Below are 15,974 nucleotides of genomic sequence, written 5' to 3'. Positions count from 1 at the left end.
TCATTTGAAGACACTCAACATGACTCAACAATTACAGCAAATCATTGATCAAGCCTGGGAAGACCGCACAAATTTCTCACCAAAATCTGCGCCTGCAGAAATCCGCGAGGCAGTTGCCCATGTACTGAGTGAACTTGATGCCGGCACTCTGCGCGTTGCGCAAAAAATTGAGGGTAGCTGGCAAGTCAATCAATGGATCAAAAAAGCTGTATTGCTGTCTTTCCGTCTGGAAGACAACATCTGCATGCCTTCTGGTGATCATATGCAGTTCTTCGACAAAGTGCCAACCAAGTTCGCCAATTACACGGCAGAAGACTTCGTCAAAGGCGGCTTCCGCGTGGTGCCACCTGCAGTTGCACGCCGTGGCAGCTTTATCGCAAAAAACGTGGTGTTAATGCCTTCTTATGTCAATATCGGCGCTTATGTCGATGAAGGCGCGATGGTTGATACCTGGGCGACTGTCGGGTCTTGCGCACAAATTGGTAAAAACGTGCATTTGTCTGGTGGCGTTGGCATCGGTGGCGTACTGGAGCCTATGCAAGCCAACCCGACCATCATTGAAGACAATTGCTTTATCGGTGCACGTTCAGAAATCGTTGAAGGTGTGATCGTTGAAGAAAATTCCGTCATTTCCATGGGCGTCTACATCGGTCAGTCCACCAAGATTTATGACCGCGCCACTGGCGAAGTTAGTTATGGCCGGGTACCCTCAGGTTCTGTTGTTGTTTCCGGTAATTTGCCATCTGCTGATGGCAAATACAGCCTGTATTGCGCAGTGATTGTGAAGCGCGTCGATGCACAGACACGCTCGAAAACCAGCATCAATGAATTGTTGCGTGGCGCTTGATTTAGTACTTTTTGCGTCGTTCTTGCATTATTCTTTTAATAATTAGCTCAGCTTAGGGAAACATCATGGCAGCGATGGAGAGGTTATTTCAACTGATGAAGGAAAAACAGGCTTCTGACATGTTTTTCGCGATGAATTCGCCCATACATTTGAAAATCAATGGCAATCTGCTCCCTATCAATCAGCAGAAGATGGACCAGGCAAACATTCTGTCGCTGCTCAGTGAGGTAGTAGAGTCTGAGCATATGGAGGAACTGGAAGAAAAAAACGAACTGAATATCGGTATCGGCGCACCAGGCATAGGTCGTTTCCGTCTTTCGGCCTTCCGTCAGCGTGGTTCCATATCTGCTGTCTTCCGTTATGTGCCTGGTGATATTCCCAAGCTTGACACCCTGCATTTGCCACCGGTACTGGCTGAGCTGATTATGGAAAAACGTGGTTTGATCTTGCTGGTCGGCTCGACCGGCTCAGGCAAGTCAACTACGATAGCATCCATGCTGGATCACAGGAATGAAGTCAAGACCGGCCATATCCTGACGCTGGAAGACCCGATAGAATTTTTGTTCCGCAGTAAAAAATCCATCGTTAACCAGCGTGAAATTGGCAGCGATTCTGAAAGTCTGAAAACGGCGCTGAAAAACTCCTTGCGTCAGGCACCAGACTGCATCCTGATTGGTGAGATTCGCGATCTGGAAACCATGATGGCAGCGATTGCCTATGCGCAATCCGGCCATCTGGTATTGGCGACCCTGCATGCGAATAATAGTTATCAGGCATTGAATCGCATCATCAGTTTCTTTCCTATGGAAACGCGTAGTGCATTGCTGCTGGATTTGTCGTCATCCATACGCGCGATTATCTCGCAGCGCTTGATACGCGCTAAAGACGGTGGTCGTGCCCCTGCAGTCGAGATCATGCTCAACACCCGCTATGTGGCTGAGTTGATAGAGCAAGGCGATATCTTCCAGATCAAGGAAGCTATCGAGAAAAGCTTGTCACCTGGTTCGCAAACCTTTGAGCGCGCCCTCATGCATTTGATCAGGGAAGGTTTGATCACGCAGGAGGAAGGCTTGGCCAATTCTGATTCTGCCAATAACTTGTTATGGCTGCTGAACAATGAAGCCGCAAGCGTTACAGCGCCTCAACCAGAGCCAGAGCCAGAAACCAAAGAAGAAGCTTCTTTCACAGAATTTACCCTGAACGTATAAAAGTATGACGCGAAGCATTACCCTGTTTGGCATTCCAAACTGTGACACCGTTAAAAAAGCCCGTACCTGGTTGCAAGAGCAGGAACTGGCTTTTGAATTTCATGATTTCAAAAAACAAGGCTTGAACCGCGCCGCCATAGAAACATGGCTGGAGCATCAAGGCCTGGATGTGTTGATCAACCGCAAAGGCACCACCTGGCGGGCGCTTAGTGACGAAGAAAAATCCTCTGCCACAGATACTGAGCAAGCCATTGCACTCATGCTGGATAAACCATCTGTCATCAAACGCCCGGTATTGCTGATCAATAATGATGGCAAATCGCAAGTGAATGTCGGTTTTTCTGTGCCGCAATACCAGTCCATTTTCCATAAGTAAACATGAGCAAAACACTTGCCCTGACTGAACAGCTGATTGCGCTGGATTCGGTCACACCTGAAGACAAGGGTTGTCAAAACACCCTGATTGCCCTGCTGGAACCTCTCGGCTTCCAATGCGAGACCATACAATCTGGTGACGTAACCAATCTATGGGCCAGACGTGGTCAGACCCAGCCTTTGCTTGTGTTTGCCGGTCATACTGATGTTGTACCTACTGGCCCCGTAGCGCAATGGCAGTCTGCGCCATTTACACCTACTCACAGAGATGGCAAGCTGTATGGCCGTGGTGCAGCCGATATGAAAACTTCGATTGCCGCTTTTGTGGTGGCGACAGAAGAATTCGTGGCTGCCCATCCAGGTCATAAAGGGTCCATTGGCTTCCTCATCACCAGTGATGAAGAAGGTCCTGCTACGGACGGCACAGTTGTCGTCTGCGAAAAGCTCAAGGCACGTGGCGAGCAGCTTGACTATTGCATTGTCGGCGAACCAACTTCTGTCGATAAACTGGGTGACACCATCAAGAATGGCCGTCGCGGCACCATGTCAGGCAAGCTGATAATCAAAGGTGTACAAGGCCATATCGCCTATCCGCAACTGGCAAAAAACCCTATCCATCTGGCCGCCCCTGCTATGGCAGAACTGGTGGCTGAAGTCTGGGATGAAGGCAATGAGTATTACCTGCCAACATCCTGGCAAATGTCGAATATCCATGCCGGCACTGGTGCTTCCAACGTTATCCCTGGCGAAGCGGTTATCGATTTCAATTTCCGTTTTTCCACTGCCAGCACAGCTGAGGGCTTGCAACAGCGGGTGCATGCCATACTCGACAAACATGGCCTGGAATATGATCTGAAATGGACAGTCGGTGGCCATCCTTTCCTGACCCCCAAAGGCAGCCTCAGCGATGCACTGGGTGATGCAATCCGTGCTGAAACTGGCATAGAAACCGAACTCTCCACTACCGGTGGCACATCTGATGGCCGTTTCATCGCCAAGATCTGCCCACAAGTGGTTGAATTTGGCCCGCCAAATGCCAGCATCCATAAAATTGACGAACACATAGAGCTGCAATACATAGACCCGCTCAAGAATATTTATCGCCGCACTCTGGAAAACCTGCTGACCTGATCAGCTCACCACTGGCCGATACGGAAACAATATGACTACACCCGCTACTACCTTTCTGACTCTGCGCGATCTGTTGCGCTATGCCGTCACCCGCTTCAATAAAGAAAAACTGTTCTTTGGCCATGGCAGTGCCAATGCGCTGGATGAGGCCGCTTATTTGCTGCTGCATACTCTGCATCTGCCACTGGACAAGATAGAACCATTCCTTGATGCGCATTTATTACCGTCAGAAATAGATGCCGTATTGCGCGTAATTGACAGACGTGCAGTCGACCGCGTGCCTGCATCCTACATTACAAATGAAGCCTGGCTCGGCACTTATAATTTCTACGTGGATGAACGTGTCATCGTGCCGCGCTCTTTCGTCGCTGAACTGATACCCGAACATTTTTCACCATGGGTGACAGATCCAGAAGCTATCACTAACATCCTTGAACTGTGCACCGGCTCTGGCTGTCTGCCCATTATGCTGGCCGATATGTTCTCAGAGGCGCATGTGGATGCCGTTGATATTTCAAAAGATGCACTGGAAGTGGCCAGGCGGAATGTAGCAACCTATGAATTGCAGGACCGCATTACCCTGATCGAGTCTGACCTGTACAGCAATGTGCCGGACAAGAAATATGACCTGATCATCACCAACCCACCGTATGTGAACTCCGGTTCCATGGCCAAACTGCCTAAGGAATACATGCACGAACCACAAATCGCCCTGGCTGGCGGTGATGATGGCATGGACCTGGTGCGCAAGATAGTCGCAGGTGCTGCACAACGCCTGACCGAAAATGGTTTGCTGATGGTGGAAATTGGCAATGAACGTGCCTTCGCCGAAGCTGCCTTCCCAGAACTGAACCTGACCTGGTTGAGTACCAGTGCCGGTGATGACATGGTATTTTTGGTAGAGGCTGACCAACTGAGCAATTTCGCTGCATAAATCTGTGTAGCGCAGTGTAATCAGTGTAATAAGTACATTGAAGACGGGCAAAACCAGTTTTGCCCGTTTTTCCATTTTTTTGCATCAATAATTGCATTACCCATTAATTAAGTTTATATGATACGTCTTCAACAAGTCGTCCTGGCGCGCGGCATCAAACCATTATTTGACAGCGTCGATGTGACGCTCAATCCCGGCGACAAGATAGGCTTGATCGGCTCCAACGGTGCTGGCAAATCGAGCCTGTTTGCCATGTTGCGCGGTGAATTGCATCCTGATCAGGGCAGTATTGATTTCCCGGCCAAATGGCAGCTTGCCCACGTCGCGCAAGAAACACCACCACTGGAACGCAGCGCCATTGATTACGCAATAGACGGTGACGTCGCCTTGCGCAAACTCGAAGCACAACTGGCCGAACTGGAAGCCCAGCCAGAAAGCCATGAAAACGGTATTGCCATCGGCAATATGTATGGTGCATTGGCCGATGCCGATGCCTACACCGTGCGCCCACGTGCAGAACAATTACTGCTGGGCCTGGGCTTCAAGATTAATGAGCTGGAGCAATCAGTCGCCAGTTTTTCTGGTGGCTGGCGCATGCGCCTGAATTTGGCGCAGGCGCTGATGTGCAAATCCGATTTGCTGCTGCTTGATGAACCAACCAATCACTTGGATCTGGATGCCATCATCTGGCTGGAAGACTGGCTCAAGCGCTATGAAGGTACACTGATCATCATTTCCCATGACCGCGATTTTCTCGATGGCGTGGTGAATGTCATCGTGCATATTGATGAACGCAAACTCAAGCGCTATGGTGGCAATTATTCTGGCTTTGAACGCCAGCGTGCAGCGCAATTGGAACTCGCGCAAGGCATGCTGGAGAAACAGACCCGCAAACGCGCCCATCTGCAATCCTTTATTGACCGTTTCAAGGCCAAGGCATCCAAAGCCAAACAGGCACAAAGCCGTATCAAGGCCTTGGCGCGCATGGAAGAAATGGCACCTTTGCGGGCTGCTGCCGAGTTCTCTTTTGAATTCCGCGAGCCACTGAGCGCGCCGAATCCTATGCTGGTAATGGAGGATGTGGATTGCGGCTACCGTACAGAATCAGAAACTGATCACAGCTTCACCGAGAAAAAAATCGTGGGCGATGTCAAGTTCACGCTGCAAATCGGTCAGCGCATAGGCCTCTTGGGTGTCAATGGTGCAGGTAAATCCACACTGATCAAAACCATCGTTGGCGATATCGCACCATTGAACGGTGTCATGCAAACTGGCAAGGGTTTGTCCATCGGTTACTTTGCCCAGCATCAGGTAGAGATGTTGCGTCATGACGAATCACCGCTGTGGCACTTGGCCCATATTGCCCCTGATGTACGTGAGCAGGAATTACGCAACTTCCTTGGCGGCTTCAACTTCCCTGGCACCATGGTAAGCAGCCCCATCAAACCATTCTCTGGCGGTGAGAAAGCCCGTCTGGCATTGGCAATGATAGTCTGGCAGCGCCCCAACCTTTTGCTGCTCGATGAACCAACTAACCATCTGGATCTGGAAACCCGCGAAGCCCTGACCGATGCCCTGGCGCAGTTTGAAGGCACACTGGTAGTCGTCTCCCATGACAGGCATTTGCTGCGTGCCACAACGGACCAGTTTATCATCGTTGCTGATGGCAAGCTGCAACCATTTGACGGCGATCTGGACGATTACAAAGACTGGCTGTTCAAAAACAAACTGGAAAAAGCCAACCCTGCCCTGCCAGAAAAAACCAAAGCGCAGGAAGCTGCTTTACCACAGGCAAAACCTGTTCCCGCTGCCAAGGTTGATGACAAGGAGCAGCGCAAACGCGACGCCGACGAACGCACACGCCTTGCTAATCTGCGTAAACCAATAGAAACACGCATCAAACGTCTTGAAGAGCAGATGGCCAAGTTGAACATCAAAAAGAAAGACATCGATGCACAGTTGGAAGATGGCGACATCTATAACGATGCCAATAAGGAAAAGTTGAAGACACTGTTACTCGACCAGGCTTACGTCGTCAAGGAACTGGGGCAGATAGAAGCTGACTGGCTGGAGCAGCAGGAATTTCTGGAAGCAGTAGAATAAAGCAAAGGGGCGCATACAGCGCCCCTTTGCTTTTTGACCAAAAGTCAAACCCAGTCACATGGATCAACCTGATAATACGCCCTCAACTGTTCATACAAGGCTGGATGATAGTGAGCAAGATCACGGCTTTTCTTAAAGAAGGCCTCTGTCACGACAGCAAAAAATTCTGCCGGATTGGTCGCGCCATAAGGATCAATGACCGTTGGAATATCATTGGCTATCGCCTGATGTAATTGAGCATATTCTCTTTCCATCAGCGTCGACCATGCCATATAAGCTGCTGCTGACTTCAAGGCTGGCGCGCCATTGGTCGTTCCCGTTTCACTATCAAGCTGATGGGCAAATTCATGAATAACCACATCCTGCCCCCGTGCTTCATTGTCGGGATTATGTGCGACCTGATCCCAGGCCAGAATGACACGGCCATCACTCCATGATTCTCCGCTCAATCCCTGATTGGTATGCGTGACGATACCATCAGCATTCATTTGGGTCCGGGGTGCCACAAATGCTGATGGATATACCAGCACATGCGTAAGCTGCGGATACACATCTGATTCACGGTTCAACAACAACAGGCAAGCCCTGCCCGCTATCGTTACCCTGATTTCATCAGTGATTACTAAACCACTACAACCAACAAAAGTTTTTTGATAGAGAAACTGGCGTATGCGTTTCTTCAACTGCATTTGCAGATCAGTCGGCATGCGCGTATAGCCCGGCAGGTTTTTGCGTAAAATTTTTGAGTAATTCAAGGGAAAAGCCTGGGATAACACACGACGCAAGCGCAGCCTGGGCAGGACAACGATGCCAAGTACCAGTAAAACAATAATAAGAATTAACCATTCCATGTCGACAACCTAATCAGGATTGCGAATGTGATTTGCATCTGACATTCGTTGATCAGATGCAAATGGGCGCGACAAAGTCAAACTCAATAGCAATTAATATATAAGGTCATGGCCCTTGAAAATCAGCTTATCAGATCACATGGCATTAAATAATATGAATTAGATAATTTCATGAGAAAATATCATGGATTGATTTTTTCCTTCGCAAGTCTGGGCCTTACTATGAAACCCTGGGAAACCTTAAGCTCAAAGATACTAATCAGCGATAACTGGTTAAAGCTGACCGCAGACACATGCAAGCTCCCCAATAAACAAATAATCGAACCCTATTATGTACTCCATGAAGCAGACTGGGTGCATGTGTTTGCCCAGGCAGATGATGGCCGTATATTGACGGTAAAGCAGTTTCGCTATGGCGTAAAAAAGGTTTGCCTGGAATTACCTGGTGGTGTCATTGAAGAAGGTGAGGCACCGCTCCTTGCCGCACAAAGAGAATTATTGGAAGAAACAGGTCACACCGCTACTCACTGGCAATTTTTAGGAATCATGCATGCCAACCCTGCTCGTCAAACCAATACCATTCATTTGTTTTTTGCTACCGGGATTGATTTAAAGGGTGAGCAGCAGCTCGATGTATCTGAAGATATAGAATTCGACTTTCTGGCAATTTCTGAAATACAGAAAAAGATAGAAACCAACGAGTTTTCACAAGCGCTGCACATAGCCTCGTTTTACCGAGGCTTGCACGCATTAACATTGAATACGAATAAATGATGAGAAGCACTCTGAGAAAAAAGATCACCGAAGTATGCAATAACAAAATAGAACAAAAAGGCAGCAATGTTGGTCTATCCTTTTATGCGTTCTTTGCCAACAAAAACGATGACCCACAATTGCTGATGGAAGCTGCCACATGGTGGATCATGGAAAACAAGTTTGATCACTTTGAAAAGGCAGTCAAAATCAAGGCAATAGTTGAAGCTCTGAAAGCAAGCTGAAGAATTGGCGGCTCCCTGCAGTAAAAGAAAAGCGCAGGCATAATGAAGAAATCAGAATACTTTCTTCATTCATGCATTTCTCAAAGATATGAGCGCTCTTTTCTCCCCCATCACGCTTGGTTCACTCAGTTTAAAAAACCGCATCATCATTGCCCCCATGTGCCAGTACTCTGCAGAAGATGGCAAGGCGACTGACTGGCATCTTATTCATTTGGGTGGGCTTGCCTTGTCTGGTGCAGGATTATTGATACTGGAAGCCACCGCCGTAGAAGCGATAGGCCGCATTTCTCCAGGTGATCTGGGTTTATGGTCAGATGAAACAGAAGCTGCGCTGGCGAAAGTATTGACTTCGATACGCAAGCATTCTGCCATGCCGATTGCGATACAGCTGGGTCATGCCGGACGCAAAGCTTCTAGCCAGGCGCCATGGCATGGTGGTCAATTGATTGCACTGGAAGATGGTGGCTGGCAAATGGTCGCGCCCTCAGCTGTGCCGCATGCGCAAGCTGAGCGCGTACCATTGGCATTGGATGACGCCGGCCTGCAACGTGTGAAACAGGCTTTTGTTGATGCTGCGGTACGCGCGCACCGCTTGGGTATTGATGCAATCGAGATACATGCAGCACATGGTTATTTGCTACATCAATTTTTATCTCTCATTGCAAATCAGCGTACAGATCAATACGGTGGTTCAAAGGAAAACCGTTTACGTTTTCCTCTGGAAGTATTTGATGCCGTGCGGGCCGCAGTTCCTAAAGACAGCATGGCAGTTGGCTTGCGACTTTCAGCGACCGACTGGGTGGAAGGTGGCCTGGATATCTCGCAAAGCAAACTCTTTGTCCAAGAATTACAGAAGCGCGGCTGTGACTTTATCCACGTTTCCAGCGGCGGGGTTTCACCTGATCAAAAAATCCCACTGGGACCTGGTTATCAGGTTCATCTGGCGGAAGAGATCAAACTGCATTGCAGCATACCTGTCATCGCGGTGGGCCTGATTACGGATGCCCATCAGGCAGAAGAAATTATTACGACAGGCAAAGCTGATGCCATCGCCATCGCCCGTGGCATTTTGTACGACCCTCATTGGCCCTGGCATGCAGCCGCGCAATTGGGGGCAACAGTGGATGCACCAAAGCAGTATTGGCGCTCTCAACCACGTGATCAGAAAAACCTGTTTGGCGACACCCGCATAGGGCAAAGATAATCAATACATGTACGATCTGGCAAAACGGCATACTGCAGCTTTGCCAGACGTCATCAGGCCAGTACCTGTTCATCCGCCCACTGATTGCGCATGGAATCATTATCTGGACGCCTGCCCAGCCATTTTTCATATACGGCAGCCTCAAATTGTACAACGCTGCAGTTCTCTACCGAGATCAGATGCGCCACTACAGATTGCTGTGGCCTCCACATGATTGACTCACGATACGGCAAAGTACACCAGTCTTCAAAACTGTCGTACCAGACTAGCGTTACTGGTTTTTTGCTCACACCGGGAGGCATTTGCTGGTAGTAGGTTTTTATCGCAGCTTGCGTATCTGTAATAGCCTTCTTGCGACACGTCATGAGGTAATTAATCATGGATATCACATCTTGCGGTATCTTTTGTGCACCAGCTTCCCAGTTACTCCAGGTCCGTACCGGGACACCACCAATCAGCTCTGCAGCTTCATGTTGGCTGAAATGCAGCAAGCTGCGCATAGCCTTCAAACTCACACCATTCATTTTTATCCCTTACTCAATTCTCATTATCTCTGAACGCTCTTGAAAAGCATCAATTCAATTTTTTCAAAGCCTCTTTGACATAATTGGCATTCGAGCTATTTGGTGATAATTCCAGGAAGCTGGTGTAGGCTTTTTTGGCTTTCTCATTTTCATTCAAAAGCGCCCTGGCATCTCCCAGATTCAGGTAGGCAATCGATCTCGATGGGTCAATCTGTAAAGTATTTTCAAACCAGCGCGCTGCTTCTGCATATTTTTGCTGTTTGAAATAGACAAAACCCAGGTTGTTTGCCGCCAGACCAAAGTCAGGCCTGTACTTCAGCGCCTCTGTAAATGCGGCTTCTGCCTGTGCATATTGCTTCTCTTTATACAATTGCAGTCCATGGTCATTGGCTCTTTGTGCCAGTTGTCGTGATGAGCCATCCACCATTTTGGGTGCCGCGATTTTTTGCTCACCGCCAGTCAGGTTTTTGATGACTATCGGTGTATCAGCACCTGCTTTGACTGCGCCATCAAGTTTGTTATTGAGGGCGATGGCGTCAGCAGACAATTGATTGGTTTTTGCATTCAGGAACTCACCTTCTCCCCGTGTTTCAAATACAAATTCACCACCTTCTGAACCTGGCAAACTGCCAAATGCAGGGGTTTGTTGCGATACGCTTGATACTGCGGGTGCAATATAGGCTGCCAGTTCTGTTGCGGTAATCATGCCATCGCCATTCATGTCTGCCTTGCCACTCAGGGCTTGCAGCAAAGTCCAGGTAAAGACAGAATGACCATTAGGTCCGCCATCAGCAACCAGTTGATCAGCGCCACCTGCCGTCAGCATTTGACGGCCCAGTCGCTTTCCATTTTCGCGTAGAAATGCGCTGGTGCCGCCGCCACGCGTCAACCCCAATCCGCTATAACAGGCGTCCATGACAAACAAAATGTGCTTGGCATTGAGGCTCTCGGCGATATTCTGCAAATCTGTCATGGGAATGGCATCGACAGATAATTGCTCAGGGTCAGAATCAACGGGAATGATATAGCCCAGGTTACGACCAGAACTCAGCTTCCTGGTTGCGCCATGGCCAGCAAAGAAGACGAAGACCCTGTCATCTTTTTTCAATTGCCCATGTCCCAGTTTTTCATGGAATAAGGCGAGGATATTATTGCGGGTCGCATCTGCATTGGTGAGTGTCAATACCTTGTCGCCGGCAAAGCCCATACGATTGATCAGAGTGTCGCGGATAGCATTGGCATCCTGCACCGCATATTGCAACTTGGGCCATTTTGCATACTCGTTGATACCAATGACGATAGCCCAGCTATTTTGATAGTCGGTACTGATGCTGACTTTTTCTGGCGTAGGCTTGCCACCTTTGGCAATCTTGAAGTCAGTGCCATCCCATGAGGCAAAGCTATAGCCATCGGCAATCAGTTTATCCAGTACCAGCGGCAAAGCTTTTACTGTGCGTTCATGGATATCGTGGAAAAGTATGATGCCGCGCTGCTCTTTCTCCAAAGTGCCAAGTACACGACCGGCAATCGAATTAGGTACAGGGTCAGCCCAGTCGAGGGAATCGATATTCCACATGACCGAGCGCAAGCCCAGCTTGTGAAGGATTTGCATGCCCTCTTTGTTCTTTGCACCGTAGGGAAAACGGAACAAGGAAGAACGAGCCGGGTCTATGGCCTTCAGCAATTTATCTGTCTGCTCAATTTCTGCATTCAGATTATTGCCGCTTTGCTTGGACAGCAAGGCGTGGCTGAAACTATGATTAGCCAGCACATGGCCTGCGCTCAACAGTTTTTTGCTGGTTGCAGCGTTTTTATTCAGCGATTCCTTGCCCTGCGCATCAACACTGCCTACATTCTTGCCAACCTGGAAAAACACCCCTGGCACATTGTATTGCTTGAGTATCGCTGCAATTTCATCGGTATAGGTAGCATGTGGGCCGTCGTCGAAAGTCAACACTACGGTTTTTGGTGGTAAGCCCTGACCGAAAATCTCCTTGTCTTTCTCATCGGCTGCTTCCGGCTTTTCGGGGTAAGGCAGGATGATGCCATAATCCTTTAGGATTTGTTCTCGGTTATACAGCTTGCGTAGCTTGGCGATGTAATCATCCCAACGTTCACGCTTCAGTTCTATGGAACGAGATTCAAAGCGCGAGAAAATTTCTTTGAGTTCTTTGTCGTATTCTTTTTCGATTTCACTGAGTGCATTCAAATCGTCAGTGACACGCTTGTGCAGCTTGATCGATGGCAGGGTCTGTTCTGTCGCTATCAATGTTTGCATCTTAAGCAAAACTTCGCGGAACGCGAGGCGGTCTGCATCGTATAAATCTTCACCAGATTCTATATAGGTCAGGATAGTGTCAAAGCTGGCTTCGCGTTTGGCATTGCTGAGTGACTTCAATTTACTGAAAAAAGCGTCCAGATTATTGAGCCTGACCAGATTTTCATGGAACAAAGCCTGCCCTACCCGATTTGCCTCATTACGTTCTTTCGCATTGAGTTTTTTCTCATCTGCCAGCAAGATGATAATTTTGCGATACGCGACCAATAAACCGTTCAAATCTTCTGGCAATTTGGCAGGATCAAATGCATCCTTTTGCTCAGACTGAGAAGCTACCGCCTTGCTCTCAGGAGTGGTGCTAGTCTTTTGTACGAGGAAATAAGAGGCGATAGCCACGCTGACTACAGCGATGGCAGACAAGATAAGTTTTTGAGGTTTCATCAGGAAAAATACAGGCCGGCAATTAACAAACAAGCGATATCATATTGCAAATGCCATACGGTATGGTTGCTTAATGTGCTGCTGCGGAAGGAACTGCAAAGTTTTTTGTAACTATTTCCCCAGTTTCCCCAGATTTTTAGCGGCTTCGCGATAGGTCAGGCCAGAGAATCGGCCCTGGTTTTTTTGCAAAAAGTCTCGTATGGCAACAGGATCATGCCAGGCATAATCACGCAAAGCCCAGCCTATCGCTTTACGGATGAAAAACTCTTTTTCATCTGCCAGCGCCAGGGCATAGGTAAATAATCTGGTCACGTCGGTCTGCTCGCGCCAGCCTAACTGATGCAATAAGGCGATGCGTCTTATCCAAAAATCGGGATGTTCAAGTGCTTTATCCATGCCAGCTTGCATATCCCGTCTCGCTGTTAAATTTTGCCGCAATAAGTCGCCAACCACACTAGCCAGGCCATCAACAGTGTCCCACCACGATTTTTGCTGCACTAAAGCGAGCAAGGCTGGCACATCCTCCAATCGCAAGCACCGGTAATGTTTGGCCAGAATATCCACTGCCAGATACTGGTATTCGCGCTGCTCACAGACCCACAAGCTATTTGCGATCTGTAAAAGTTCGTCCGCGTCAGCCGTTTTCAATTGCCGGATAATGTCCATACACGCCCTGCGCCGGTCTGGCGCGGGAATGCCCAGAAATTCAAAACGGTTTTTCATATAGGCTTGCATCCCTTGCGCCCGTACCGGGTCAGCAAGCGGCAATAAACCAAGTTGACATTGACTGATAATTTCTTTCATATCGATTACTCCAGAATTGTAAAGATGCGGAGAAAAACAAACGGTATTAAAAGAATCGGGTGCACTCAAATACTTTCAAGCACATATTCTTTTATGTTAAAGTCATTACGTTTTGCTCATTTGTCACTACCGCATTTCATCTGCACATCCCCCAATCATACCAAGCCAGCGCAGGAGTAGCCTCATGTTCGCAGCCATACCTGAAGCACCGCAGCACGTCATCAAGAATCGTCCCTTATCAGAATTCGACACCGATGCCGCTGCTGTAAGGGCAATTGCCCAGGCCACGGTCAGTGTCGAGTTATTTACGATCCCGTTGTACATGAATTCCATGTATTCGATCTATGGCACACATCAGATCAATTCCAAGGGTAATAATTATTATAAAGGCCGCCAATGGCCAGGAATGGCGACCACTGCAAAAGCCAGCACGGCCAATGAGCGTGCCTTCAACGTCATCTTCAGCGTGTTCATACAGGAAATGCTGCATTTACAGATGGCTGCCAATATTGCTACGGCGATTGGTGTCAACCCCAGCTTTACTGAAAATTCTGGTCTGCAAAACAGTGAGCGTGGCTGGATTTGCTACGGGCCAAACAAGCACGCCATACCCTGCATTGTTGATCTGAGGGATACCAATAGCTATAAGGATGTCAGGGTCAATCTTGAGTCGCTGAATAACAACCAGATAGAACTGTTTTTGGCAATTGAGCAGCCGGAAAAGCAGGCGCGCGAAGAATTACGCCACAACGCTGATAAATATTTCCCCGACGTGCCACTAGCTAACTGGAACCCCGATAAGGGCTTTGCTGACCTGCCGCTGTTCGGCACTATTGGTTATATGTATGAATGCTATGCCAAATACATCAGTATGGAATATACGGATGGTCAGACACTGTGGCAAAAACTGTTTGATAACAATGCAGTGCAAAAAGACATGTTCAATGTCCACAGTACACCTAAGCAGCCGAACGACAGTCACCCCCAAAAAGAATACCCGCAATTTGATACTTTGTTTGGCCCTGAAGATCTTGATGGCGGCATGGCAGGTTCACAAAACAAAGCCATCGACATGATGTGTGCCATTACCGATCAGGGCGAAGGTAATTCCGCTGGAATCAAACACTACCGCCGCACCCAATTACTGCGTGCAGTACAGCCGGATTATCGTGAGTCTGACGAAGCTCTGAAAGCCGATTATCCTGCGTATGACGGTGATGGCAAGGATGTGCCATCCAGAGATGCTGCCGCACGCTTTCACAGTGCGGCATTTGATCACTATGAACGCTTTCAGGATATCCGCAAAGAGATGGAACATCCTGGGGAGACAGCTGCTGATCATTTGCTGACTTGGGAACAATGGCATGCTGTTGCAAGTAATCAGTGGACTGCCTCCATGTTGACCAATAAGGACTACGATGCTGCGTCAGCGCCACAAAATATCCCTACACCTGATGACGTTGCCGGTGCACTGAATCGCTTGAAAAGCGAAGGGGCAAAAACTGTGCAGATGTTAAGCAGCGTATCTGCAGGTGCCATTTATGGCATAACCTCTGTACTGGACAAATACTGGACAAACAAGGAAACGAATTTCCCTTATCCATCCATGGTTGGCTCAGGTGACCGTATGTCGATTTGCTGGGCGATTACAGGTTGTTCACCAGATTTGTCAGTCAGTGTTCCGCTACCAGACAAGAATACTTTGTACCACTCTTGCCAGGGTCTGGATTTCAACGCCAGCAAGGAATCGGAAACCGGACAGGGAGAGAATCAATGTGCGGCCATTGCGGTTTATCATAGCTGCCGTGGTTCAAACGGTTGCAAGGCCCAGGGTGGTTGTGGTTTTGCTCAAATAGATATGGTTGTTAAACCGGAAAAAGAAGCGCTTGTCGCCGCAACTGCAGACCGCGGCTCACACAATCTGTGCGGCAAACCACCGGAGCCTACACCTCCAGGCACTCTATATAGCTCGCCAAGTGATAACCGCTGCAAGACCTATGGCGGCTGTGCCGTGCCCATCTCTGCATCGCAACTGTTCCCCGCCAGCGGGACAATGACTTTGTATACTTTTGATGATGCACCACCACATGCAGAGCATCTATTGAACAAGAACATCAAATTCAAGCAAGGTGACAGTGTGTTTGACACGGCCTGGGCGGCCTATAGCACGGTGATGACGACGCGCCACAAAAACCCGGGGGAAATGCCAAAACCAAATGATTTGCGCCTGGCCTTGCCACCATCAACCTGATGATTAAGCATGCCTGAGCAGTACA

Annotated in this window: 14 protein-coding genes; 10 read left to right on the top strand and 4 right to left on the bottom strand. The window is 48.7% G+C overall.

Translation table 11 applies throughout. The annotated features are described in order from the left end of the window. Positions 1 to 19: 19 nt before the first annotated feature. The 6 genes from dapD (at position 20) to AC3WQT_RS12615 (ending at position 6,598) form a co-directional block, all read left to right on the top strand. On the top strand, positions 20 to 847 hold the full coding sequence (gene dapD, locus AC3WQT_RS12640; protein ID WP_492704312.1) for a 2,3,4,5-tetrahydropyridine-2,6-dicarboxylate N-succinyltransferase: 828 nt from the start codon (positions 20 to 22) through the stop codon (positions 845 to 847). A gap of 65 nt (positions 848 to 912) precedes the next feature. Beyond that, on the top strand, positions 913 to 2,055 hold the full coding sequence (locus AC3WQT_RS12635; protein WP_492704311.1) for a PilT/PilU family type 4a pilus ATPase: 1,143 nt from the start codon (positions 913 to 915) through the stop codon (positions 2,053 to 2,055). Positions 2,056 to 2,059: 4 nt separating this feature from the next. Then, positions 2,060 to 2,431: an ArsC family reductase gene (locus AC3WQT_RS12630; protein ID WP_492704310.1), complete on the top strand. Its 372-nt coding sequence runs from the start codon at positions 2,060 to 2,062 to the stop codon at positions 2,429 to 2,431. Positions 2,432 to 2,433: 2 nt separating this feature from the next. Further along, complete coding sequence (gene dapE, locus AC3WQT_RS12625) at positions 2,434 to 3,561, top strand: succinyl-diaminopimelate desuccinylase (RefSeq protein ID WP_492704309.1); 1,128 nt, start codon at positions 2,434 to 2,436, stop codon at positions 3,559 to 3,561. A gap of 31 nt (positions 3,562 to 3,592) precedes the next feature. Beyond that, entirely contained in the window at positions 3,593 to 4,495 is a 903-nt protein-coding gene (prmB, locus tag AC3WQT_RS12620; RefSeq protein ID WP_492704308.1) for a 50S ribosomal protein L3 N(5)-glutamine methyltransferase, read from the top strand. A gap of 117 nt (positions 4,496 to 4,612) precedes the next feature. Next, entirely contained in the window at positions 4,613 to 6,598 is a 1,986-nt protein-coding gene (locus AC3WQT_RS12615) for an ATP-binding cassette domain-containing protein (RefSeq protein ID WP_492704307.1), read from the top strand. A 44-nt stretch (positions 6,599 to 6,642) separates the two neighbouring features. Here the strand turns inward: AC3WQT_RS12615 and AC3WQT_RS12610 are convergent, their stop codons facing one another. Continuing rightward, positions 6,643 to 7,449 (bottom strand): M90 family metallopeptidase, encoded by an 807-nt coding sequence (locus AC3WQT_RS12610; protein WP_492704306.1) that lies wholly within the window; start codon positions 7,447 to 7,449, stop codon positions 6,643 to 6,645. A 171-nt stretch (positions 7,450 to 7,620) separates the two neighbouring features. Between AC3WQT_RS12610 and AC3WQT_RS12605 the strand changes: the two genes are divergently transcribed. The 3 genes from AC3WQT_RS12605 (at position 7,621) to AC3WQT_RS12595 (ending at position 9,651) form a co-directional block, all read left to right on the top strand. Further along, positions 7,621 to 8,223 carry an NUDIX hydrolase gene (locus AC3WQT_RS12605; protein WP_492704305.1) on the top strand — a complete coding sequence of 201 codons (603 nt, stop codon included), beginning with the start codon at positions 7,621 to 7,623 and terminating at the stop codon, positions 8,221 to 8,223. Beyond that, positions 8,220 to 8,447 (top strand): DUF6500 family protein, encoded by a 228-nt coding sequence (locus AC3WQT_RS12600; protein ID WP_492704304.1) that lies wholly within the window; start codon positions 8,220 to 8,222, stop codon positions 8,445 to 8,447. Before AC3WQT_RS12605 ends, AC3WQT_RS12600 begins: the two co-directional genes overlap by 4 nt. An 88-nt stretch (positions 8,448 to 8,535) precedes the next feature. Next, the gene (locus AC3WQT_RS12595; protein ID WP_492704303.1) at positions 8,536 to 9,651 is read left to right on the top strand and encodes an NADH:flavin oxidoreductase/NADH oxidase; all 1,116 of its coding nucleotides are present in this window, start codon (positions 8,536 to 8,538) and stop codon (positions 9,649 to 9,651) included. A 53-nt stretch (positions 9,652 to 9,704) separates the two neighbouring features. Here the strand turns inward: AC3WQT_RS12595 and AC3WQT_RS12590 are convergent, their stop codons facing one another. The 3 genes from AC3WQT_RS12590 to AC3WQT_RS12580 all read right to left on the bottom strand — a co-directional run bounded on the left by AC3WQT_RS12590 (position 9,705) and on the right by AC3WQT_RS12580 (position 13,698). Then, entirely contained in the window at positions 9,705 to 10,175 is a 471-nt protein-coding gene (locus AC3WQT_RS12590; protein WP_492704302.1) for an Aca2/YdiL-like domain-containing protein, read from the bottom strand. Positions 10,176 to 10,224: 49 nt separating this feature from the next. Then, a complete protein-coding gene (locus AC3WQT_RS12585; RefSeq protein ID WP_492704301.1) occupies positions 10,225 to 12,894 on the bottom strand; it encodes a polysaccharide deacetylase family protein in 2,670 nt (889 codons plus the stop codon). A gap of 111 nt (positions 12,895 to 13,005) precedes the next feature. Then, positions 13,006 to 13,698: a DNA alkylation repair protein gene (locus AC3WQT_RS12580; RefSeq protein WP_492704300.1), complete on the bottom strand. Its 693-nt coding sequence runs from the start codon at positions 13,696 to 13,698 to the stop codon at positions 13,006 to 13,008. A gap of 184 nt (positions 13,699 to 13,882) precedes the next feature. On the opposite strand from AC3WQT_RS12580, the gene AC3WQT_RS12575 reads away from it, so the two are divergent. Then, the gene (locus AC3WQT_RS12575; RefSeq protein WP_492704299.1) at positions 13,883 to 15,949 is read left to right on the top strand and encodes a ferritin-like domain-containing protein; all 2,067 of its coding nucleotides are present in this window, start codon (positions 13,883 to 13,885) and stop codon (positions 15,947 to 15,949) included. Positions 15,950 to 15,974: the final 25 nt, after the last annotated feature.

The organism is Undibacterium sp. FW305-107 (genome assembly GCF_058788535.1).
Note: the sequence above shows the minus strand (reverse complement) of the source record. Positions and strands in the feature narration are given on the sequence as shown.